The organism is Nonomuraea bangladeshensis, assembly GCF_039529455.1.
In the GTDB taxonomy this organism is placed as follows: Bacteria; Actinomycetota; Actinomycetes; order Streptosporangiales; family Streptosporangiaceae; genus Nonomuraea; species Nonomuraea bangladeshensis.
The window spans coordinates 638,940-659,380 of the sequence record NZ_BAAAMV010000005.1 but is presented as its reverse complement, the minus strand read 5'-3'; the positions used below and the strand labels follow the sequence as shown (position 1 = coordinate 659,380).

The 20,441-nt window shown below is 72.5% G+C and carries 18 protein-coding genes and 1 pseudogene; 7 read left to right on the top strand and 12 right to left on the bottom strand.

Features of this window, described 5'->3' with window-relative positions; translation table 11 throughout:
- Nucleotides 1–112: 112 nt before the first annotated feature.
- The 3 genes from ABD292_RS18950 to ABD292_RS18940 form a co-directional block, all read right to left on the bottom strand.
- On the bottom strand, nucleotides 113–3,169 hold the full coding sequence (locus tag ABD292_RS18950) for an AfsR/SARP family transcriptional regulator (RefSeq protein ID WP_344208874.1): 3,057 nt from the start codon (nucleotides 3,167–3,169) through the stop codon (nucleotides 113–115).
- A 158-nt stretch (nucleotides 3,170–3,327) separates the two neighbouring features.
- Nucleotides 3,328–3,972 carry a GNAT family N-acetyltransferase gene (locus ABD292_RS18945; protein ID WP_329587668.1) on the bottom strand — a complete coding sequence of 215 codons (645 nt, stop codon included), beginning with the start codon at nucleotides 3,970–3,972 and terminating at the stop codon, nucleotides 3,328–3,330.
- A 181-nt stretch (nucleotides 3,973–4,153) separates the two neighbouring features.
- Entirely contained in the window at nucleotides 4,154–5,389 is a 1,236-nt protein-coding gene (locus ABD292_RS18940; RefSeq protein WP_344208872.1) for a pyridoxal phosphate-dependent aminotransferase, read from the bottom strand.
- A gap of 79 nt (nucleotides 5,390–5,468) precedes the next feature.
- Between ABD292_RS18940 and ABD292_RS18935 the strand changes: the two genes are divergently transcribed.
- From ABD292_RS18935 to ABD292_RS18925, 3 genes are read left to right on the top strand one after another with little or no spacing between them, the layout of a single operon-like run.
- Complete coding sequence (locus ABD292_RS18935) at nucleotides 5,469–6,470, top strand: LysR family transcriptional regulator (protein ID WP_344208871.1); 1,002 nt, start codon at nucleotides 5,469–5,471, stop codon at nucleotides 6,468–6,470.
- A gap of 18 nt (nucleotides 6,471–6,488) precedes the next feature.
- On the top strand, nucleotides 6,489–7,160 hold the full coding sequence (locus ABD292_RS18930; protein ID WP_344208869.1) for a ribonuclease HII: 672 nt from the start codon (nucleotides 6,489–6,491) through the stop codon (nucleotides 7,158–7,160).
- Between the two features lie 43 nt (nucleotides 7,161–7,203).
- On the top strand, nucleotides 7,204–8,250 hold the full coding sequence (locus ABD292_RS18925) for an LLM class flavin-dependent oxidoreductase (protein ID WP_344208867.1): 1,047 nt from the start codon (nucleotides 7,204–7,206) through the stop codon (nucleotides 8,248–8,250).
- Here ABD292_RS18925 and ABD292_RS18920 read toward each other — a convergent pair.
- The 7 genes from ABD292_RS18920 to ABD292_RS18890 all read right to left on the bottom strand — a co-directional run bounded on the left by ABD292_RS18920 (nucleotide 8,219) and on the right by ABD292_RS18890 (nucleotide 14,262).
- On the bottom strand, nucleotides 8,219–8,605 hold the full coding sequence (locus tag ABD292_RS18920) for an SCO5389 family protein (protein ID WP_344208865.1): 387 nt from the start codon (nucleotides 8,603–8,605) through the stop codon (nucleotides 8,219–8,221). The genes ABD292_RS18925 and ABD292_RS18920 overlap by 32 nt on opposite strands.
- Before the next feature lie 90 nt (nucleotides 8,606–8,695).
- Nucleotides 8,696–9,625 (bottom strand): ATP-binding protein, encoded by a 930-nt coding sequence (locus ABD292_RS18915; protein ID WP_344208863.1) that lies wholly within the window; start codon nucleotides 9,623–9,625, stop codon nucleotides 8,696–8,698.
- 96 nt (nucleotides 9,626–9,721) lie between these two features.
- Complete coding sequence (locus ABD292_RS18910; protein ID WP_344208861.1) at nucleotides 9,722–10,108, bottom strand: RrF2 family transcriptional regulator; 387 nt, start codon at nucleotides 10,106–10,108, stop codon at nucleotides 9,722–9,724.
- Nucleotides 10,108–10,965 (bottom strand): ABC transporter permease, encoded by an 858-nt coding sequence (locus ABD292_RS18905; protein WP_344208859.1) that lies wholly within the window; start codon nucleotides 10,963–10,965, stop codon nucleotides 10,108–10,110. Before ABD292_RS18905 ends, ABD292_RS18910 begins: the two co-directional genes overlap by 1 nt.
- Nucleotides 10,955–11,752 (bottom strand): ABC transporter ATP-binding protein, encoded by a 798-nt coding sequence (locus tag ABD292_RS18900; protein WP_344208857.1) that lies wholly within the window; start codon nucleotides 11,750–11,752, stop codon nucleotides 10,955–10,957. Before ABD292_RS18900 ends, ABD292_RS18905 begins: the two co-directional genes overlap by 11 nt.
- 6 nt (nucleotides 11,753–11,758) lie before the next feature.
- Nucleotides 11,759–12,811 (bottom strand): ABC transporter substrate-binding protein, encoded by a 1,053-nt coding sequence (locus ABD292_RS18895; protein WP_344208855.1) that lies wholly within the window; start codon nucleotides 12,809–12,811, stop codon nucleotides 11,759–11,761.
- An 86-nt stretch (nucleotides 12,812–12,897) separates the two neighbouring features.
- Nucleotides 12,898–14,262, bottom strand: a complete 1,365-nt coding sequence (locus ABD292_RS18890) for an LCP family protein (RefSeq protein ID WP_344208853.1) — start codon at nucleotides 14,260–14,262, stop codon at nucleotides 12,898–12,900.
- 100 nt (nucleotides 14,263–14,362) lie between these two features.
- Between ABD292_RS18890 and ABD292_RS18885 the strand changes: the two genes are divergently transcribed.
- A complete protein-coding gene (locus ABD292_RS18885) occupies nucleotides 14,363–15,088 on the top strand; it encodes a class I SAM-dependent methyltransferase (RefSeq protein WP_344208851.1) in 726 nt (241 codons plus the stop codon).
- Here the strand turns inward: ABD292_RS18885 and ABD292_RS18880 are convergent.
- Nucleotides 15,085–16,361, bottom strand: a pseudogene (locus tag ABD292_RS18880) (RNA-guided endonuclease InsQ/TnpB family protein). The gene ABD292_RS18885 and the pseudogene ABD292_RS18880 sit on opposite strands and share 4 nt — an antisense overlap.
- A 149-nt stretch (nucleotides 16,362–16,510) precedes the next feature.
- On the opposite strand from ABD292_RS18880, the gene ABD292_RS18875 reads away from it, so the two are divergent.
- From ABD292_RS18875 to ABD292_RS18865, 3 genes are read left to right on the top strand one after another with little or no spacing between them, the layout of a single operon-like run.
- Complete coding sequence (locus tag ABD292_RS18875) at nucleotides 16,511–17,947, top strand: MFS transporter (RefSeq protein ID WP_344208849.1); 1,437 nt, start codon at nucleotides 16,511–16,513, stop codon at nucleotides 17,945–17,947.
- 28 nt (nucleotides 17,948–17,975) lie between these two features.
- The gene (locus tag ABD292_RS18870; protein ID WP_344208847.1) at nucleotides 17,976–18,497 is read left to right on the top strand and encodes a flavoprotein; all 522 of its coding nucleotides are present in this window, start codon (nucleotides 17,976–17,978) and stop codon (nucleotides 18,495–18,497) included.
- Nucleotides 18,498–18,544: 47 nt separating this feature from the next.
- A complete protein-coding gene (locus tag ABD292_RS18865; RefSeq protein ID WP_344208845.1) occupies nucleotides 18,545–19,495 on the top strand; it encodes a serine hydrolase domain-containing protein in 951 nt (316 codons plus the stop codon).
- A gap of 53 nt (nucleotides 19,496–19,548) precedes the next feature.
- On the opposite strand, the gene ABD292_RS18860 is transcribed toward ABD292_RS18865, so the two are convergent.
- Nucleotides 19,549–20,424, bottom strand: a complete 876-nt coding sequence (locus ABD292_RS18860; RefSeq protein WP_344208843.1) for a LysR family transcriptional regulator — start codon at nucleotides 20,422–20,424, stop codon at nucleotides 19,549–19,551.
- Between the last annotated feature and the right edge of the window lie 17 nt (nucleotides 20,425–20,441).

Sequence of the window (20,441 nt, the reverse complement as noted above, 5' to 3'; positions counted from 1 at the left end):
TGAGGATGACCGGCCGGGCTGCTCATCAGCCGATCACGAGCGCCGATCGTGAATGCCGAGGACAGCCTTGATCAACCATGTGTGGATGACACGTCTGGACGACGAGCTGTACTCAGGTCTCGACGACGGCGCCGTGGGGCACGCCGTCCAGCAGGACCTTGAGATCGCCGGCCTCGGGGGCGCCGAGCCGGGAGAAGACGTCGTACGCCTGCCGGAGGCAGGCGAGGCTCCTGGAGAGGTCGCCGAGCCCGCGCAGGGCCTTGCCGAGCACGGTCAGCGACAGCGCCTCGCCGTAGGGGTGGCCGATGTCGCGGGAGACGACGAGGGCCTGCTCGGCGTGGCGGACGGCCTCCGGATAACGCTCGGCGGCGATGAACGTCTCCGCCAGGCGTGAGCACACCCGCTGCTCCCAGACCCGCTGCTTGCTGGCACGGAAGAAGGCCAGGCACTCGGCGTGGTGGTGGACGGCCTCGGTGAGGCGGCCCACGCGCGACAGCACGATGCCGAGGTGGTAGCGGGCGCGGGCGGTGCCGGCGCCGCTGCCCATCTCGGTGAAGATGGCCAGGCCCTTCTCGGCCGCCGCGATGGCGTCGTCGGGCCGGCCGAGGCCCAGGTGGTCGCGGGCGGAGTAGCTGAGCACCAGCGCCTCGCCGGCGGGCACGCCGTTCTCGCGATACCAGGTCATGGCCGCCTCGAACAGCGCCAGCGCCTCGGCGTGCCTGCGCTGCCTGCCGACGACCACGGCCAGGGCGTTGAGCACCTCGCCGGTGACGACCTTCTCGGCGCGTTCGGCCGACAGCTCGCGCACGCGCCTGAACTGCTCCTCGGCCTCGCGCAGCCGGTTGGCGGCGAACAGCACCCTGCCGAGCACGTAGCGGGAGCGCAGCTCGCTGCCGGGGTCGCCGATCCGCAGCGCGGCGGCCAGCACGGCCCTGGTGCCCTGGTCGAACTCGCGGGTGTGGGTGCCGGACTCCAGCAGCGGCTCCATCGCGACCAGCAGGTCGCCGGCGGGCAGCAGCTGCTCGCCGGAGCGGGCGGAGGCGGCGGTCTGGCCGATGGCGGCGAACAGCGAGTCGCCCTCGGCGATCAGCCACGCCACGGCCTCGTCGACCGTGGTGAACGTACGGCCGGTGCCGACCACCACCAGGTTGTCGGCGATCGCGCTGCCCTCGTAGGCCAGCCGGTGCGCCGACTGGGCGGAGGCGAGGTAGAAGCCGAGCAGCCGGCCGAGCGCGAGGGCGAGCGCCTCGGGCCGCTCGGCCTTGTTCAGCTCGCGGCGGGCGAACAGCCTGAGCAGGTCGTGGTAGCGGTAGCGGCCGGGGCCGGGGGCCTCCAGGAGGCTGGCGTCCACCAGCGACTCCAGCAGCGCCTCGGTCTCGTACGCGGGCAGCGCCAGCACCGCCGCCGCGGCCTCCGAGGAGATGTCGGGCCCGCTGGGCAGCGACAGCAGCCGGAACGCGCGGGCCTGCTCGGGCGCGAGCTGGCCGTAGCCGAGCGCGAAGGTGGCCTCCACGGCCAGGTTGCCGACGCGCATCTCGTCGAGCCGGCGCTGCTCGTCGGCCAGGCGGGGCGCCAGCGAGGCGACCGTCCAGGACGGGCGGGCGGCCAGGCGGGCGGCCACGATGCGCACCGCGAGCGGCAGGAACCCGCAGGCGGCGACGACGTCCATGGCCGCGCCGTGCTCGGCGGCCACGCGCTCGGGCCCGGCGACGGCGGCGAACAGCGACAGGGCCTCGTCCGGCTCCATCACGTCGAGGTCCACGAGCCGGGCGGCCGGCAGGTCGGCCAGCTTGACCCGGCTCGTCACGATCGCGGCGCAGCCGGGGGAGCCGGGCAGCAGCGGGCTGACCTGCTCGGCGTCGCGGGCGTTGTCGAGCAGCACCAGGACGCGCCGCTCGGCGAGGAGCGAGCGGTAGAGCGCCGAGCGCTCGGCGAGGCCGTCGGGGATGACGTCGGGCGGGATGCCGAGCGCGCGCAGGAAGCCGCCGAGCGCGGACTCCGGCGCCGTGGCGCCGTCGCCGTAGCCGCGCAGGTCGGCGTAGAGCTGGCCGTCGGGGAAGACCTCCTCCACCTGGTGGGCGACGTGCACGGCGAGCGTGGTCTTGCCGACGCCGCCGATGCCGGAGATCGCCACCAAGGGCAGGCCCTCGGCGGAGGCGGTGGACAGCAGCGAGCGCAGCCGGGCGGCCTGCTCCTTGCGGCCGGTGAAGTCGGTGACCGCGGCGGGGAGCTGGGCGGGCCTCGGCAGCTCGGGGGCCGCGTACGGCTCCTCCTCGGCGGGCTGAGGCTCCTCGGCCGGCCCGTCGGCGGGCCTCCCGGACCCGGCGGGCCTTCCCGGCGCGGCGGGCTCGATCACGGGCTCCTCGGCGGGGGCCGGAGGCGGGGTGAGCGTGGGGTCGGCGGTGAGGATGCGCTGGTGGAGCGCGGTCAGCTCGGGGCCGGGCTCGATGCCCAGCTCGTCGATCAGCGCCTCGCGGGTCTCGGTGAAGACGTTGAGCGCGTCGCCCTGCCGGCCGCACCGGTAGAGGGCCAGCATGAGCTGGGCGCGCAGCCGTTCGCGCAGCGGGTGGTCGGCGGTGAGCGCGATCAGCTCGGAGACGACCGAGGCGTGGTCGCCTAGCTCCAGGTCGACGTCCATGAGGGTCTCGACGACGCTGAGGCGGCGCTCGGCGAGGCGGTCGCGCTGGTGCTCGGCGTACGGGCCGACGGTGCCGGCCAGCGGCTCGCCCTCGAACAGGGCGAGCGCGGCGCGCAGGAGGTCGGCGGCCTCGCGCGGCCGGCCGGACCTGCGCGCGGTCTCGGCCTCGGCGATGCGGCGCTCGAAGCGGGTCAGGTCGAGGGCGTCGTCGGGCAGCCGCAGCGCGTAGCCGCGGCCGATGGAGGTCAGCAGCTCGGGGCGGGAGCGGGCGACCCGGTCGGGTTCGAGCACGGTGCGGAGCCTGGAGACGTAGGTGCGCAGCGCGCCGAGGGCCCGCGGCGGCGCGTCCTCGCCCCACACGGCGTCGATCATCTCGTTGGGCGAGATCGCGCGGCCCTCGCGCAGCAGCAGCATCCCGAGGATGGACCGCTGGAGTGGGGTGCCCAGGTCGAGCTCCCGGCCGTCCCGCCACGCGCGGACAGGACCGAGCACGGCGAACCACAGGCCGCCTTCACCGCTCTGACCAGCCATGCCGTCTGTCTCCCAGCCAATGGAACGTTTTGTGACCAAATGATAGATCGAGGGACGATCGTCACCTAGATTCAGTACGCCTTCATGCAGAGCGACGGCGGGGCCGAAAAATACAGGCCCCGCCCATTCGTGTGGGCGGGGCCGAGGTGAACGGAGACTCAGGCTGCCTCGAACAGTCCCATCCGGCTGAGCAGACGCTCGCGGACGAGCGGCCATTCGGAGTTCAGGATCGAGTAGAACGCGGTATCTCGGACCGTGTTGTCGGCGCCTCGGCTGTCCGCTCGCCGCACACCGTCGAAGTGTGCGCCGAGGGCCTCGATGGCGGCCCGGGATTTGGTGTTGCGTACGTCTGCTTTGAGAGTGATGCGGTGGACGTCCCAGGTCTCGAAGGCGTGCGAGAGCATGAGGAACTTGCTCTCCCGGTTGACACCCGTGCCCTGGGCGCTCGCGCCCAGCCAGGTGTAACCGATGTCCGCCACGGACGGGATGTCGCCCACCGCGCCGCGCGTACCCGGAGGCCAGGGCATGGGGCCCTGCCAATACTCCAGGTGCATGAGACGGGTGGCACCGACCACGCGGTCGGTGTTCAGCCACCGGATGGCGAAGGGCAGCGTGCGGCCCTCCGCCTGCTCAGCCATGGCGGCCTCCACATAGGAGACCATCTCGTCCCGGCCGTCCGGGACCCGAGTGAAGGCGTACGTGGCACGGTCTTCACTCGCCGCGGCGACGAGGTCATCGACCACCGCGAGGCTGAGAGGCTCCAGGCGCACGAGGCGCCCGGACAAGGTGACAAGAGCGGGCATGTGCACATGATGAAGGGTGCACGGGGTGTGTGTGACCATGCCGCCAGGAAGATCTTTCCCGGGTTTCCGCGAGTGGGTCGTTTTCGCAGGTCAGAGGCCCCTTTTGGGGGACGTTCAACCGGCTCTTGGGCAGAAATTCGCCTAACCGTGACATGGCGGCGAGCCGTCGGTCCGGCCCGGTTCACGCACGGCGGAGCGCGAGGCTCGCGAGGCCGCGGGAAAGATGGTCGAGACTGTCCGCGATCCAGGGCAGCCGGAGCGGTTCTTCGCTGGTCAGAGCGGTCATGCGCTGCTCGGGCGAGGCGCCGTAGAGCAGGCTGACGGCCACCCGTACGCGGGCCGCGGCCGGGTCGTCGCCGAAGGCGTGCCCCGGCAGCACGCCGATGCCGTGCTCCTCCAGCAGCACCTTGGTGAGCTCGGCCGAGCCGCCCACCCCGAGGTGCCCGAGATCGGGGTAGAGGTAGAAGCCGCCCTGCGGCTCCGGCACCCGCGCGCCGACGGCCGTGAAGCACGCGTGCACCGCCCGCGCGAGCGTGCCGTGCAGCCGGCGGCTGAGCGCCACCCGCTCCACCAGCTCCTCCGGCTCGCCGAAGGCGTAGGCCGCGGCCTCCTGCACGGGAGCGGCCGGCGCCGACCAGATCTCGCTCGCCACGGCCAGCAGCTTCCCGCGCAGCGCGTGCGCGCCCGTGGGGAGCCTGACCACCCCGATCCGCCAGCCGCCGAGTGCCAGGCTCTTGCTCAGCCCCGTCGTGATCACCGTGCGCTCGGGGGCGAGGTCGGCCGGCGAGGTGTAGGGGAGCGCCGGATCGTGCACCAGGTCGCGGTAGATCTCGTCCGAGATGATCGTCAGGTCGAGCTCCCGCGCCACCTCCACGAGTCGGGCGACGCATCCCGGCGAGGCCAGCCGGCCGGTGGGGTTGTCCGGCAGCGTGACCAGCACGGAGCTGACGGTCCGGCCCGCGGCGCGGGCGGCGCGCACCTCGGCGGCCACGCGATCGGGGTCGGGCACGCCGCCCTCTCCGGGCGGCGCCGGCACGAGGACGGGACGGGACCCGACGAGGTCGGCCTGCGCGGCGTAGCTGACCCAGCTCGGCATGGGCAGCACGATGTCGCCGCCGATCGCGAGCAGCAGGCCGTACAGCAGGGACTTGCTGCCCGGTCCGCAGACGACCAGCTCGGGGTCGGTGGGGAGCCCGCGCCGGTCCCAGTAGCCCGCCGCCGACTCCCGCAGCCCGGCCGCGCCGGCGACCGGCCCGTAGCCGTTGTGCTCGGAGGCGGCGGCCAGCCGGTCGCGCAGCGCCGGGTGGACGGGCAGCCCGGCCTCGCCGAAGGCCAGGTGGAGCACGCGTTCCCCGGCGCGCCGTCTTCGTTCGATGTCCTCGTTGGCCGCCAGGGTGGCGGACAGGGTAACCGTCATGGCTGTCACGTTCCCAGCGTGATTGGATGAAGGCATCACCACAAGCGAGGCTTTTCGTGGGTGGGCGTAAGGAAGTCTGATGCTCGAATTGCGGCGGTTGGTCCTGATTTGCGAGTTCGCTCGCCGGGGCAGCATCGCGGCCGCCGCCGCCGCGCTCGGCTACAGCCCCTCCGCCGTCTCGCAGCAGCTCCAGGCGCTCGAACGCGAGGCGGGCACCGCGCTCATCGACCGCACCGCGCGCAGCGCCGAGCTCACCGACGCGGGCCGTCGGCTGGTCCTCCACGCCGAGCGCATCCTGTCCATGGTCGAGGAGGCCGAGTCCGACCTGTCGGCGCACGCCGGCACCCCGTCCGGGCGGGTCGTGGTGACCGCGTTCCCCACGGCGGCGGTGGCCTTCGCGCCCGCGCTGGCCCGCTCGCTGCGCCGGCACACCGGCCTGACCCTGCGGCTCGGCCAGGCCCGCTCCGGGCGCGGCATGCGCGAGGTGCGTTCCGGCGAGGTGGACATCGCGCTCGTGGACGACTGGTACGGCCGGGTCCACGACAGCGACAGCCTGCGCGTCTTCCCGCTGCTGCGCGACCCGCTGGTCCTGGTGGTGCCGCGCAAGCACCGCCTGGCCGACCCTGACGTGCCGCTCGACCTGCGGGAGCTGCGCGACGAGCCGTGGATGGCGACGCCCGACGGCGAGCCGTCCCGCCTGGCGGTGGACCGGCTGCTGGTGGACGTGGGCGGCATCCGGCCGACGCCGTGGGAGTTCGAGGGGCTGACCACCATCCTGTCGCTGGTCGCCAAGGGCATCGGCATCGCGGCCGTGCCGGCGCTCGCGCTCGCGGGGGGCGTGCGCGGGCTGGCCGTACGGCCGATCCCCGGCAATCCCGTCGGCCGCGACGTGCACGCGGTGGCCCGGGGCTCCAGCGTGCACCGGCCGTCGGTGTCGGTGACGCTGCGGGCGATCCACGTGGCCGCCCGCTACATCTCGGCCGACCTGGAGCCGGTGCGGGCGGCCGAGCGGCCGAAGCCCGGCGACGCGCCGGCCGGCGGTTTCCTCGACAGCCATCTCGGCAGTCCGCTCGGGGAATGAGCGGTAGCGTCTGCTGCCATGGCGCCGACGTACGACATCGAGCAGCTCCTGCTCGCCCAGCCGAGCGTCCGCACGGTCGCGGGCGTGGACGAGGTGGGCCGGGGCGCGTGGGCGGGCCCGGTCACCGTCTGCGCGGTCGTCACCGACCTGTCCGAGCCCCCGGCGGGGCTGACCGACTCCAAGCAGCTCACCCCCGCCAGGCGCGGGCCGCTCGCCGCCGAGCTGGCCGCCTGGGCGGCCGGGGTCGGCTTCGGCGAGGCCACGCACGAGGAGATCGACACGCTCGGCATGACCGAGGCGCTGCGCCGGGCCGCCCGCCGCGCCCTGGAGGCGCTGCCGGTCCGCCCCGACGCGGTGATCCTCGACGGCAAGCACGACTACATCGGCGCTCCCTGGCCGGTGCGGCTGGAGGTGAAGGGCGACGCGGCCAGCGTGTCGGTGGCGGCGGCGTCGGTGCTGGCCAAGGTGCGGCGCGACGCCCACATGGCGACGCTCGGCTGCGACGACTACGGCTTCGCCGACAACGCCGGCTACCCCTCGCCGCTCCACCAGGAGGCCCTGGCCCGCCTCGGCCCCACCCCGCACCACCGGCTGTCCTGGTCCTACCTGGACGACCTGCCGCGCTGGCGGCACCTCAAGCGGCATCGCGACCCGCTGGCCGGCGAGGGCCAGGCCGCGCTCTTCGGCTGATCGGGGCTGGGCCCGCTCCGGCCGATCGGTCATCATCGGGAGCGTGCGCACAGGCATCTTCGTCGTCGCCGCGCAGTTCCCCGGCAGGGAGGCCGGGCAGGTGCTGGCCGACGCGGTCGAGCTGGTCGTGGCGGCAGAGGAGGCGGGCTTCGACGACGCCTGGGTGGCCGAGCACCACTTCATGTCGTACGGCGTCTGCCCGTCGGCGACCACGCTGATGGCCGTCGCCGCCGGCCGCACCACGCGCATCGGGCTCGGCACGGCGGTGAGCGTGCTGTCCACGCAGCACCCGGTGGCGCTGGCCGAGCAGGCCGCGATGCTGCACCACCTGTCCGGCGGGCGCTTCACGCTGGGCGTGGGCCGGGGCGGGCCCTGGGTGGACCTGGAGGTGTTCGGCACGGGGCTGGAACGCTACGAGCGGGGCTTCGCCGAGTCGCTCGACCTGCTGCTCGCCGCGCTGTCGGCCGAGCGGGTGGCCGCCGACGGGGAGTTCTTCCGCTTCCGCGAGGTGCGTACGGTGCCGCGCGCCCCCCTCCGCCCGCTGGTCGCCTGCACGTCACCGGCGACCGTGGCGCTGGCCGCCGCGCGCGGCCTGCCGATGCTGCTCGGCCTGCACGTCGGCGACGAGGAGAAGGCCGCCGCGGTCGCCGCGTACGAGAAGCGGGCTCCCGGGGTCGCCGTCCGGCACGTGGCGGCGGCCGTGGGGCACGTCGCCGACTCCACCGCGCGGGCGGTGCGCGAGCTCAAGGAGTCGATGCCCCGCTGGCTCGGCCCCGGCCTCGCGGGCTACCGGCCGGTGGACGGCCGGCCGCGCCCGTCGCGGGACGTCGGCGCGTACGTGGACCTGCTCACCCGCATCCACCCGGTGGGCTCGCCCGAGCACTGCGCCGAGTCGATCCTGCGCACCGCGGACCGCACCGGGATCGAGCACGTCATCCTGCTGGTGGAGGGCATCGGCGAGCACCGGAGGACGCTGGAGAACGTGCGGAGGTTCGGGGCCGAGGTGCTGCCGCTGCTGCGTGGCGAGCCGGGCGGACCCGGCTCGCCGGCCGGTGGCCTCAGCAGTCCACCAGCTCCGGTTCCTGGTTGAGGATCTGTGCCCTCGGGGTGACGAACTCGGCCAGGGCCCCCGTGGCCGCGGGGTCGAAGACGGCGACCCGGTGGCAGTTCTGGAAGGCCAGCCGCACCCCGAAGTGACGCTCCAGCGCGCCGCGCATGGCGTCGCTCGCCAGACAGCGCAGGAGCTGGCCGCGGGCCTCCTCGGACGGCGGCGGCACCTGGTTGTCGGCGAACTCGGCGCCGCTGTGCTCGCGCTGCTTGACCAGCTCGCTGATCAGCGACCACGCGTAGGGCAGGGAGTCGCGTACGCACGCGACGAAGGCCGCGTCGTCGATCTCACCGGTCCTGGCCTGGTCGAGCAGGTCGTTCGGAACGGTCAGCGACATGCTGATTTCTCCTCTCGAATGGGTCATCAATGACGCTAGGTTGAAAAATGGTGACTCTCCAGATGCCTGGCAGGCACAGGTTCATGGTCGTCACGGGCCATAGACGAAGTCGGGATCGACCTGCTCGGCGAGGTCGCGCCCGAGCCGTTCGTCGGCCCACGCCCGCGCGTTGCGCAGGTGGAACTCGACGGTCTGGCGGCCGAAGCGCGCCCAGTCCTTCTCGCGCTCGTCCACGCTCTTGCGCAGCAGGCTGAGCGCGTCGGCGTTGGCCGGCTCCAGGTCGTCGAGGGCGAAGTGGCGGCCCTGCTCCATCGCGCGGACGGCGGGGGAGTGCTCCATCCAGCCGAGCAGGTCGTCGCCCGCGTGCGCGCGCAGGAACGCGACGTCCTCGGGGCCGTGGACCTTGTTGCCCACGACCGCGACGGCTACGTCGTACGCGGCCGCGTGCTCCAGGTATTGGCGGTAGACGCTCACGCCCTGACGGGTGGGCTCGGCGACGAGGAAGGTCAGGTCGAAGCGGGTGAACAGGCCCGAGGCGAAGGAGTCGGCGCCGGCGGTCATGTCGACGACGACGTACTCGCCGGGGCCGTCGACCAGGTGGTTGAGCAGCAGCTCCACCGCGCCGATCTTGGAGTGGTAGCAGGCCACGCCGAGGTCGTCGGCGTTGAACGCGCCGGCCGCGAGCAGCCGGACGCCGTCGGGGGTGGTGAGCCCGTAGGGGTCGGCGGCGAGGTCGTCGAAGCTCAGCAGGCGAGAGCCGCGGCCCGGCGGCGTGGTCTTGATCATCTCGGCGGCCGACGGGATGCGCGGGTTGTCGCCGCGCAGGCGCTCCTTGATCTCGGTCAGGTGCTCGCCGAGCGGCTCGGGCTGGCGGTCGAGGCCGAGGACGAGGGCCAGGTGCTGGTTGATGTCGGCGTCGATGGCGACCACCGGCGCGCCCTGCTGGGCCAGGTGCCTGGCGAACAGCGCCGACATCGTCGTCTTGCCGCTGCCGCCCTTGCCGACGAAGGCCACTCTCACGGGGACTCCAGGTGAGGATGAAAATCGTTGTCATTCCGTCGGCAGCATCATGCCACACCTGAACCCCGTGAGCGGGGAATTCGCCGGAGAGGCGCGTCAGCGACCGGCCACGATCTGCGCGAAGGTGGTCTCGGCGAGCAGCCGGTCCTCGTGCTCGCGCAGCGCCGCCCACACGGCGGCCAGCGGCCCGGCCGCCCCGGGATAGCCCCCGTGCCCCTGGAACTCCGGCCGCCCCTCGATCACCACGATGACGTCGGCCAGCGTGATCTCCTCCGCCGGCCGGGCCAGCCAGTAGCCGCCCTCGGGCCCGCGCATGCTGTGGATGAGCCCGGCCCGCCGCAGCTGGAGCAGGATGTTGTCGAGGAAGCGGCGGGGGATCTGCTGCGCCGCGGCGATGCGCTCGGCCGGCACCGGGCCGGGAGGCGCGGCGGCCAGCTCGCTGACCGCCCGCAGCGCGTAGTCGGTTCTCGCGGAGAGCCGCATCACCTTTGGTCGAGGCCCCAGCGGCGGCGCAGTGCCCCGTCGGCCGCCTCGAAGAGCAGGTCGATGACGATGCCGATGGACAGGATGACGATCATCGTGCCGATCAGGCCGGGCGAGTCGGACACCTCGCGGGCGTAGGCGAGCTGCTCGCCCAGCGAGGACTGGTAAGCGATGATCACCATCAGCTCGCCCGCCATCAGCGAGCGCCAGGCGAAGGCCCACCCCTGCTTCAGCCCCGCGAGGAACGACGGCAGCGACGCGGGCAGGATGACGTGCCGGTAGAGGCTGAGCCGCCGGAACCCGAGCACGTGCCCGGCCCGCAGCAGCAGCGGCGGCGTGTAGTCCACGCCGGTGATCAGCCCGTTGGCGATGGACGGCGCCGCCCCCAGGATCACCACGAACGTGATCGCGCTCTCCGTCAGCCCGAACAGCAGGATCGCGAACGGGAACCAGGCGATCGACGGCATCGTCTGCAGCCCGGTGATGAGCGCGCCGAACGCCGCCCGCAGCACCTTCACCCGCGACACCGCCGCCCCGATCACCAGGCCGACCAGCACCGCCAGCGCGAACCCGGTGAACGCCCGCCGCATGGTGGTGGCGACGGCCCGGTAGAAGTCGGCCTCGCCGAAGCGCTCCCACATCGCCCCGAAGGTCTCGACCGGGCCGGCGAAGACGTACTCGGGCCAGCGCCCGCTCATCACGACGAGCTGCCAGGCCACCAGCACCAGCGCCACGGCGGTGAGCATCGGCCACAGGCGCGCCCACAGCCGGGCGGCGAGCCCGGCCCGCCGCTCGCCGCCCAGCTCCAGCGCGTCGAGCCCGGCGATCCGGCGGGCGTGCTGCGTGTCAACGGCCATGCCGGGCGACCTCTTCCTTCAGCCGGTCGGTGATCGTCGCGGCGAGCGTGGCGACCTCGGCGGAGTCGGTGCGGCGCGGCCGCTCCAGCTCGACGGGGAACTCCTCCGCCACCCGGCCGGGCCGGCTGCTCAGCAGCACGACCCGGTCGCCGAGCCGGACGGCCTCGCGGACGTTGTGGGTGACGAACAGCACCGACAGCGACCGCTCCCGCCAGATCCGCTCCAGCTCGTCGTGGAGCAGGTCGCGGGTCATGGCGTCGAGCGCGCCGAACGGCTCGTCCATGAGCAGCACCGCCGAGCCCTCCGAGGAGGACGAGGACTGCGCGAGCGCGCGGGCGAGCGCCACCCGCTGGCGCATGCCGCCCGACAGCTCGTGCGGGCGCTTGCGGCCGAAGCCGCCGAGGTGCACCAGCTCCAGGAACTCCGCGGCCCTGGCCTTGCGCTCGGCCTTGCCCACGCCGTCGGCGCGGAAGGCCAGCTCGACGTTGGCCGCGACGGTCAGCCACGGGAACAGCGCCGGGTCCTGGAACATCATCGCGACCTTGTGGCCGTTCGTGGAGATCTGCCCGGCGCTCGGCCGGTCGAGCCCGGCGACCAGCGACAGCAGCGTGCTCTTGCCGCAGCCGGAGGCGCCGAGGATGCAGACGAACTCGCCGGGGCGCACGTCGAGGGACACCTGGTCGAGCGCGAGCAGGGCGTTCCTGCCGTGGCCGTAGGTCTTGGAGACGGACTCCAGGCGGACGGCCGCGTCCGTGCCGGGGCCGGCGCCGAGCTGGGCGGTGCTCATCTCACCTCACTTGTCCGCGACGGCCGACTGGCCGGCCGCCGCCAGGATCTCGTTGAGCGGGCCCAGGTCGTAGATGCCGTTGAGGTCCACCGGTTCGAGCAGCCCGACCTCCTCGGCGTGCTTGGCGCTGAGGGTGAGCGAGGAGGCGATCGGGTCGTTGGTGAAGGTGATGTTCTTGAAGGCGCTCTTCAGCACCTCGGGCTTGAGCGGCTTCTGGGTGAGCTTCTCGATGGCGGCGTTGGCGGTCTGGGCCGCGCCGTCGGGGTCGTCGGCGATGAGCTTGTTGGCCTCGACGTGCGCCTGGAGCAGCTTCTTGACCAGGTCGGGGTGCTGCTTGGCCCACTCCTGCCTGACGATCAGGTGGGTGATCACGAACTCCTTGTTCGGCCAGAGGTCGCGCTCGTCCAGCAGGATCTTGCCGCCGCTCTCCAGGACCAGGCGGCTGGCGAACGGCTCGGGCACCCACGCGCCGTCGATGTCGCCGGTGGCGAAGGTCTGGAGGGTCTGGGAGTTCTCCTGCGGCACGATGTGGACCTCGCCGCCGCCCTTGGTGTCGGTCTTGATCCCCTTGCTGGTGAGCCAGTAGCGCAGCGCCACGTCCTGGGTGTTACCGAGCTGCGGTGTGGCGATCTTCTTGCCCTTGAGGTCCTCGACGCTGTCGATCCCCGGCTTGACGACCAGGAAGACGCCGCCGGACGCGGCGCCGGCGACGATCTTGATGGCCTGGCCCTTCGACTTCTGCCAGGCGTTGATCGCCGGGTTCGGACCGATGTAGGTGGCGTCGATCGCGCCGGAGAACAGCGCCTCGATCGCGGCGGGGCCGGCGTTGAACGTGCTGGTCTTGACCGGGACGCCCAGGTCCTTCGCGTAGAGGCCCTTCTCGACGCCCACCAGCGCGGTGGCGTGGGTGATGTTCGGGAAGAAGCCGAGGCGCACCTCGGTGGCGGCGGCCCCGCTGCCGCCGCTGTCGCCGGCGCCCGCGGTGTCGCTCCCGCACGCGGCCGTCGTCCCGGCGAGTGCGATCAGCGCCAGTGCGGCCAGCACCCTGCGAGCGTTCATGCCCAGCCCTCTATTCCTACTTAATAAGTCGGCTATGCGAGTATCAAAAGGCATAGTTCCCTATACGTCAAGTAGGAATATGGGGACTACTGGCAGACGGCGTCGAGGTTGATCGCGTCCTCGGGGCTGCGCCGGGGCGTGGACGCCTGGTCCGACCTGGGCCAACGCGGCTCGTCCAGGGCCTCGGACACCTTGTGGCGGATCAGCGACCAGTCCGGATAGACCGTGCTGATGAGCGGCGGGACGAAGCTGAGGCTGTGGATCTTGTGATCCTTGACCTTCTGGGACAGCTCGATGACGGCCGGCAGCAGGTCCTGCGGCAGGTCGGTGGAGATCGCCCGCTTGGTGGCCGCCGCCAGGCGCTCGAAGCTGTTGAGCACGGTCAGCGGGTCGGCCTGCTTGGCCACCGCGTTGAGCAGGCACTTCTGGCGGCCCATGCGGACGTAGTCGTCGCTGTCGGTGCGCGAGCGGCCGAACCACAGGGCCTGCTGGCCTGTCAGCCTGCGGGTGCCGGCGGGCAGCAGGCCCTCGCGGTAGCGGCCGTACACGATGGGCTCCTTGACCGTGACCTCGACGCCGCCCATGGCGTCGATGATCTCGGCGAAGCCCGCCATGTCCACCATCGCGTAGTAGGGCACCTGGAGGCCGAGGATGCCGCCGACGGTCTCCTTCATCAGGGCCGGGCCGCGCCGGCCGCGCCCGACGCCCGGCACCATCTCGGGGTGGTCCTCGGCGTACTGGAAGATCTCGTTGAGCAGGCCGGGCGTCTCGGGGTCGGTGCCGCTGAAGCCGTAGGGGAAGCGGTCGCGCGCCGGGCCCTTGGGCAGCGGCACCCGCTGGAGGTTGCGCGGCAGGCCGAGCAGCGTGGTCGCGCCGGTCCGGGTGTCCACGCTGGCCACGGTCACGCTGTCGGTGCGCACCCCGGGCCGGCCGGGGGCGGCGTCCGCGCCGAGCAGCAGGAAGTTGACCCGCTGGGCGCCGTTCCACGGGTCCTGCGACATGACGGGGGAGCTGCCGGCGGCCGGGAACAGGCTGTCCATGACGTCGCGCGAGACGTGGGCGAGGCGGGTGGCGTAGACGGCCGGCCCGAGCACGAGCGCGCAGAGCGCGATGGTCAGCGACGTGCTGAGCACCCGGCCGACGAGGTCCCCGCGCGGCGGGCGGACCAGGACGAACGACCAGACGATCACGAGCGTCCAGGCCAGCGCGAGCACCACCAGCCCGGTGGTGAGCCAGGTCAGCCAGCGGGGCTGGACGGCCAGCGAGAGCAGGCGGGTGCTGAAGCCGGTGAACAGGACGAGGATCGCGGCCAGCGTGAGAACGTGCGCCGCCATGAGCGCGAACCCGGCCCTGCGCCGCTCGGCGGCCAGGTGCGCGACTCCCCACAACATGGCCGAGGCCAGCGTCAACGCGATGCTGGCGCCGAGGCCGAATCCCCGCTGTTTATCCATCCCGGCCACCCTAGGAAGGGGATGTGCGTGATTGCCGGTGCGAAAGGGAAGGGTCCCGTCAAGTCATCGCCAATTCCGCATCTTGCGATATAACGTGAGTGTGAGCAAGCGACACGGCAGTTATGGCATCGACGCGCCGTGGGCCCTGACCGGGTTGCTCCTCGGAGCGATCGTGCTGGTGGCTCTCGCGGCGGTCTCGTACGCCCTCGACATCCTCCTCGCGGGGCTCGCCTTCCTCCTCGGCGGGCTCTACACGCTGGCCAGCGCGGCCAGCTACCTCTACACCACCCGGCGCGGCAAGTTCGCGGTCTGGGCCGAGGAGCTGCGCCGGCTGAAGGGCGACGAGCGCCTGCTCGACCTCGGCTGCGGTCGCGGCGCGGTGCTGCTCATGGCCGCCGAGCGGCTGCCCGCGGGCCGAGCCACCGGCGTCGACCTGTGGCGCTCGGCGGACCAGTCGGGCAACGCCGAGGCGCGCACCCGCGCCAACGCCGAGGCCGAAGGCGTCTCCGACCGCGTCGAACTGGTCACCGGCGACCTGCGCGACCTGCCCTTCGGCGACGCGGCGTTCGACGTGGTCGTCTCCAGCCAGGCGGTGCACAACATCCCGGACGCCGAGGGGCGGGCGCGGGCGGTGCGGGAGGCGTACCGGGTGCTGCGGCCCGGCGGGCTGCTGCTGCTCGCCGACTTCCAGCACACGCCCGCGTACGAGGAGACCCTGCGTGACCTCGGCGTCGTGGACGTGCGCCGGCGCGACGCCGGGTGGCGGTTCTGGTACGGCGGACCGTGGTTCGGCACCGGCATCGTGGAGGCCAGGAAGCCCGCCTAGAACGTTGTTTCGCGGCGCGGGTAACGAGATGCCCTTTTGACATCCTCCCCCTTGTGAACGAGGGGGATTCCGACCGTCGCCGGTCGGTCTTCCTGTTTCATCGCCGGTCGCCCGCCCGGGAGGAGGACTCCCGTTGAGGTCTTACACCAGCTCCACAGGCGTTTCAGCTCTCCGCCAGCCCGGCGGCGAGCAGCAAGTTCTGCGCCGCGTTCACCTCCCGATCATGAACCGCACCGCACGCACAGACCCACACCCGGACGCTCAGCGGCATCTCTTCCCGCAGCACCCCGCAGACCGAGCACAACTTGGAGGAGGGAAAGAAGCGGTCTGCCACCGCCAGCGTGCGGCGGTACCAGTCCGTCTTGTACTCCAGCATGCGCCGCAGCTCCCGCCAGCCGGCATCGGAGATGGCGCGGGCCAGGGCATGGTTCTTGAGCAGGTTGCTGACGGCCAGGTCTTCCACGGCGATCACTTGATTGTCGCGTACCAGCCGGGTGGTGACCTTGTGCAGGTAGTCGCGCCTGCGGTCGGCGATCCGGGCGTGCACCCGTGCCACCTTCAGCCGGGCCTTGGCCCGGTTCTTCGACCCCTTCTGTTTGCGGGCCAGCGCCCGCTGCGCCTTGGCCAGCCTGCGCCGCTCACGCCGCTCGTGACGCGGGTTGGCGATCTGCTCGCCGCACGACAGCGTGAGCAGCGCGGTCAGGCCCGCGTCCAGGCCCGTCGACTGCTCGACCGGCGGCAAGGCCGCGATCTTCTCCTCCACCAGGAGGGACACGAACCACCGCCCGGCCGGGTCCCGGCTCACGGTGACCGTGGACGGCTCGGCTCCCTCGGGCAGCGGGCGCGACCACACGATGTCCAGCGGCGCGCCCATCTTGGCCAGGGTGAGCCTCCCGTCACGCCAGCGGAACGCCGAACGGGTGTACTCCGCCGACGCCCGCGACCTCTTCTTGCTCTTGAACGTCGGATACTTCGCGCGGCGGGCGAAGAAGCTGGCGAACGCCGCCTGCAAATGCCGCAGCGCCTGCTGCAACGGCACCGACGACACCTCACACAAGAACGCCAGCTCCGGCGTCTTCTTCCATGCGGTCAGCGTCGCCGACGACTCGCCATAGGAGACGCCCCGGCCTTCCAGCCTGTAGGCGCGGGTCCGCTCCTCCAGAGCCTTGTTGTAGACCAGGCGCACGCAGCCGAACGTCCGGACAAGCTGTTCGGCCTGTTCGGGGGTCGGGTAGAAGCGGTACTTGTAGGCCCGCTTCACAAGCTGCGCCACCTGTCGATGGTATGTGCGAGATCAGTCGCGCACCGGCCGATCCGGAAAGACGGCGGTCCGCCTGACGGCTTACCGCCTACTCCTGCACAGCAGGGAAGGAGTCCAATCCCTCTCCCGCCTGAAGGCAGGGGTCTCCTCGGAGGTATTTAATGAGCGACGTGGAGGTCGGCACCGTCACCACCAAGGTGCCCGCCAGACTGGACCGGCTCCCCTGGTCCCGCTGGCACTGGATGATCGTCATAGGGCTCGGCACCGTCTGGATCCTCGACGGGCTCGAAGTCACCATCGTCGGAAACCTGTCGGCCCAGCTCGCGAAGCCGGGCAGCGGCATCGACATCACGCAGGCCCAGGTCGCGGGCACGGCCGCCGCGCTCTACGTCGCGGGGGCCTGCTCGGGTGCGCTGTTCTTCGGCTGGCTGACCGACAAGTTCGGCCGCAAGAAGCTGTTCCTCATCACGCTGCTGGTCTACCTGGCGGCGACGCTGATGACGGCGTTCTCGTTCAACGCCTGGTGGTTCTTCCTGTTCCGGTTCATGACGGGCTTCGGCATCGGCGGCGAGTACGCGGCCATCAACTCGGCCATCGACGAGCTGATCCCGAGCAGGCACCGGGGCCGCATCGACATCATCATCAACGGCAGCTACTGGCTCGGCGCGGCGGGCGGCGCGCTGCTGACCGTGCCGCTGCTCAACGACCTGCCGGTCAACATCGGCTGGCGGGTGGCGTTCGGCCTCGGCGTGGTGCTCGGCCTCGCCATCCTGCTGGTGCGCAGGCACGTCCCCGAGAGCCCGCGCTGGCTGTTCATCCACGGGCGCGGCCAGGAGGCGGAGGAGATCGTCGACGACGTCGAGCGGCAGATCGGCGGCGACCTGCCGGAGCCCTCCCGGTCGATGACCATCCACCAGCGCAAGTCGATCGGCTTCGTCCGGATCGCGCACACCATGGTGGCGCTCTACCCCAAGCGCACCGTGCTCGGCCTGTCGCTCTTCATCGGCCAGGCGTTCCTCTACAACGCGATCACCTTCGGGTACGCGCAGATCCTGTCCACCTTCTACGGCATCGAGACGCACACCGGCTACTACTTCGCGGTCATCGCGGTCGGCAACTTCCTCGGCCCGCTGCTGCTCGGCCACCTCTTCGACACCGTGGGGCGGGTGCCGATGATCTCGGCCACCTACATCGGCTCGGGAGTGCTGCTGCTCGGCACCGCCTGGCTGTTCAACCAGGGCGCGCTGAGCGCGGTGACGCTGACCGCGTGCTGGTGCGCGGTGCTGTTCGTGGCCTCGGCCGGGGCCAGCTCGGCCTATCTGACCGTGAGCGAGATCTTCCCGATGGAGACCAGGGCCATGGCCATCGCGTTCTTCTTCGCGATCGGCACCGCGGCGGGCGGCATCGCGGGCCCGCTGGTCTTCTCCTCGCTCGTGGAGAGCGGCGTGCCGGGTGACACGGCGCTCGCGTTCGTCATCGGCGCGCTCGTGATGATCGCCGGCGGCCTGGTGGAGCTGTTCCTCGGGGTCAAGGCCGAACGCAAGGGCCTGGAGGACATCGCGGCCCCGCTCTCGGCCGCCGGGACCCAGTCCGCGTGACCGCCGGGGGGCGTGCGATGCTGGCGAGGTGATCGGGTCGCCGGGCAAGGTGCTGTACGTCGTCGTCTGCGCCGCCCAGGCGGCCGGCGACGTCGCCCGGCTCGTCGCCGGCGCGCAGGAGCTCGGCTGGACCGTGCAGGTCGTCGCCACTCCGGCGGCGCTCGACTTCATCGACGTCCCGGCGCTGGAGGCGCGGACCGGGCGGCCGGTACGCAGCCGCTACCGCAAGCCGTCCGAGCCGAAGCCGCCGCGGGCGGACGCCATGGTCGTGGCGCCGGCGACGTACAACACGGTCAACAAGCTCGCGCTGGGGGTGGCGGACACGTACGCGCTGGGGGTGCTGGCCGAGGCGCCGGGGCTCGGCATCCCCGTCGTCGTGCTGCCCTTCGTCAACGCGGCCCTCGCCTCCCGGCTGCCGTTCCGGCGCGCGGTCGCGGACCTGCGCGCGGACGGCGTCCGCGTCCTCCCCCCACCGGACGACGCCGACCCCGACCCCTGGCGGGCCGCCCTGACCGAACTCGGCCCACCGGCCTCGGCGGGCACAAAGTAAGACTGTCTCTTGGTAAGAAGCGGTCCTACTTTGTGGAGGAGGAGAGCATGGGGATGGACGAGCGGGTCGAGGCGGTGCTGCGGGACGGGCGGGTGCCCGGGTTCCACGGGCTGGTGGTGATGCGCGGCGGGGAGGTCGTCCTGGAGCGGTACGGCGCGGGGCCGGACCACCGGCTGGGTGAGCCGCTCGGGCACGTCACGTTCGACCGGGACACCCTGCACGACCTGCGGTCGGTCAGCAAGAGCGTGGTGGCCCTGCTGTACGGCATCGCGCTCGGCGACGGGCTCGTGCCGGAGCCGGGGGCGGGGCTCATGGCGCAGTTCCCCGAGTACCCGGACCTGGCGGAGGACCCCGGCAAGGCGCACCTGACGATCGAGCACGCGCTGACCATGACGCTCGGTCTCGACTGGAACGAGGACGCCCCCTACACCAGCCCGCTCAACGACGAGATCGGCATGGAGCTGGCCCCCGACCGCTACCGGTACGTGCTGGAGCGGCCGGTCGTCGAGGAGGCGGGCAAGCGGTGGCGCTACTGCGGCGGCGCGACCGCCCTGCTCGGCGGGATCATCGCGAGGGGGACGGGGCGGCCGGTCGAGGAGTACGCCGCCGAGGCGCTGTTCGGGCCGCTCGGCATCACGGACTTCACGTGGACGAAGGGCGGCGACGGGGTCGCGTCGGCCGCCGCCGGGCTGCGGCTGCGGCCGGTGGACCTGGCGGCTGTCGGGCAGCTCGTGCTCGACGGCGGGCGCGGGATCGTCCCCGAGGGGTGGCTGCGGGAGGCGCTGCGGTCGCGGGTGCCGATCGACGGGTCCTTCACCTACGGCTACCAGTGGTACGTGGTCGATGAGGAGCGCCGCCGGGTCCAGGGCAGAGGGAACGGCGGGCAGCTCCTCGTGGTGGAGCCGGAGGAGGAGCTGGTGGTGGCGGTGACCGGAGGCAACTACGACCAGGACTCGGCGGGCTCCCACGCACTCGTCGCCGCCGTCCTCGACCGCTGACCAGGCGGCTCAGCCAGCTGGGGGCAGGGTGAGGGCGGGGTCTGCCGGGCGGGTCAGCGAACCGGGGGGAGGGCGGGGGTGGCGGCGCGGAAGGCGGTGATGGCGGCGTGGACGGCCGGGTGGTCGTCGTGGCCGCGGCGGAAGGCGGCGAGGGTGCGGCGTTCCAGCGGCAGGCGGGTGAGCGTGACGCCGGGCGGGGGTGCGGCGGCGGCCAGGTGCGGGACGAGCGCCACCCCCTGACCGGCGGCCACGAAGGCGAGCACCGCGTCGAAGTCGTCCACGTGGTGCCGCACCCGCGGCTCGAACCCGGCCGCCTGGCAGGCCCGCACCGCCATGGCGTGGCAGAGCGTCCCCGGCTTGCCGGTGATCCACGCCTCCTCGCGCGCCGCGGCCGGCGACGGGTGGTTCGTCAGGTACATGGGCTCGGCGAACAGCGGCTCGACGGCCACGGAGTCGTCGGTGACGGGCGGGACGAAGTCGTACTCGTGGACGAGGGCCACGTCCAGCTCGCCCGCCCCCAGCGCGGCCGAGACGTCGGCGGGGTCGATCTCGGCCACCATCGGCTCCAACCCGGGATGCTCGGCGGCGAGCGCCGCCAGCGCGGCCGGCAGCAGGACGCGGACGGCGGTCGGGAACGCGCCGATCCGCAGCGGCCCTGACGGGCCGCCACGCACGGCGGCCAGCGCGGCCGAGGCGCGGTCGAGCTGTTCGAGCACGGCCTGCGCGTGCTCGACGAGCAGGCGGCCGGCCGGGGTGAGGGCAACCCGGCGGCCCGTGCGTTCGAGCAGCGGCACGCCGGCCTCCCGTTCGAGCGCGCTGAGCTGCTGCGAGACGGCCGACGGCGTGAAGGTGACCGCCTCGGCGACCGCGGCGATGGTGCCGCGCCTGGCCAGCTCGCGGAGCAGGTGCAGCTTGCGGGGATCGAGCATAAGGACAGCTTACGCTC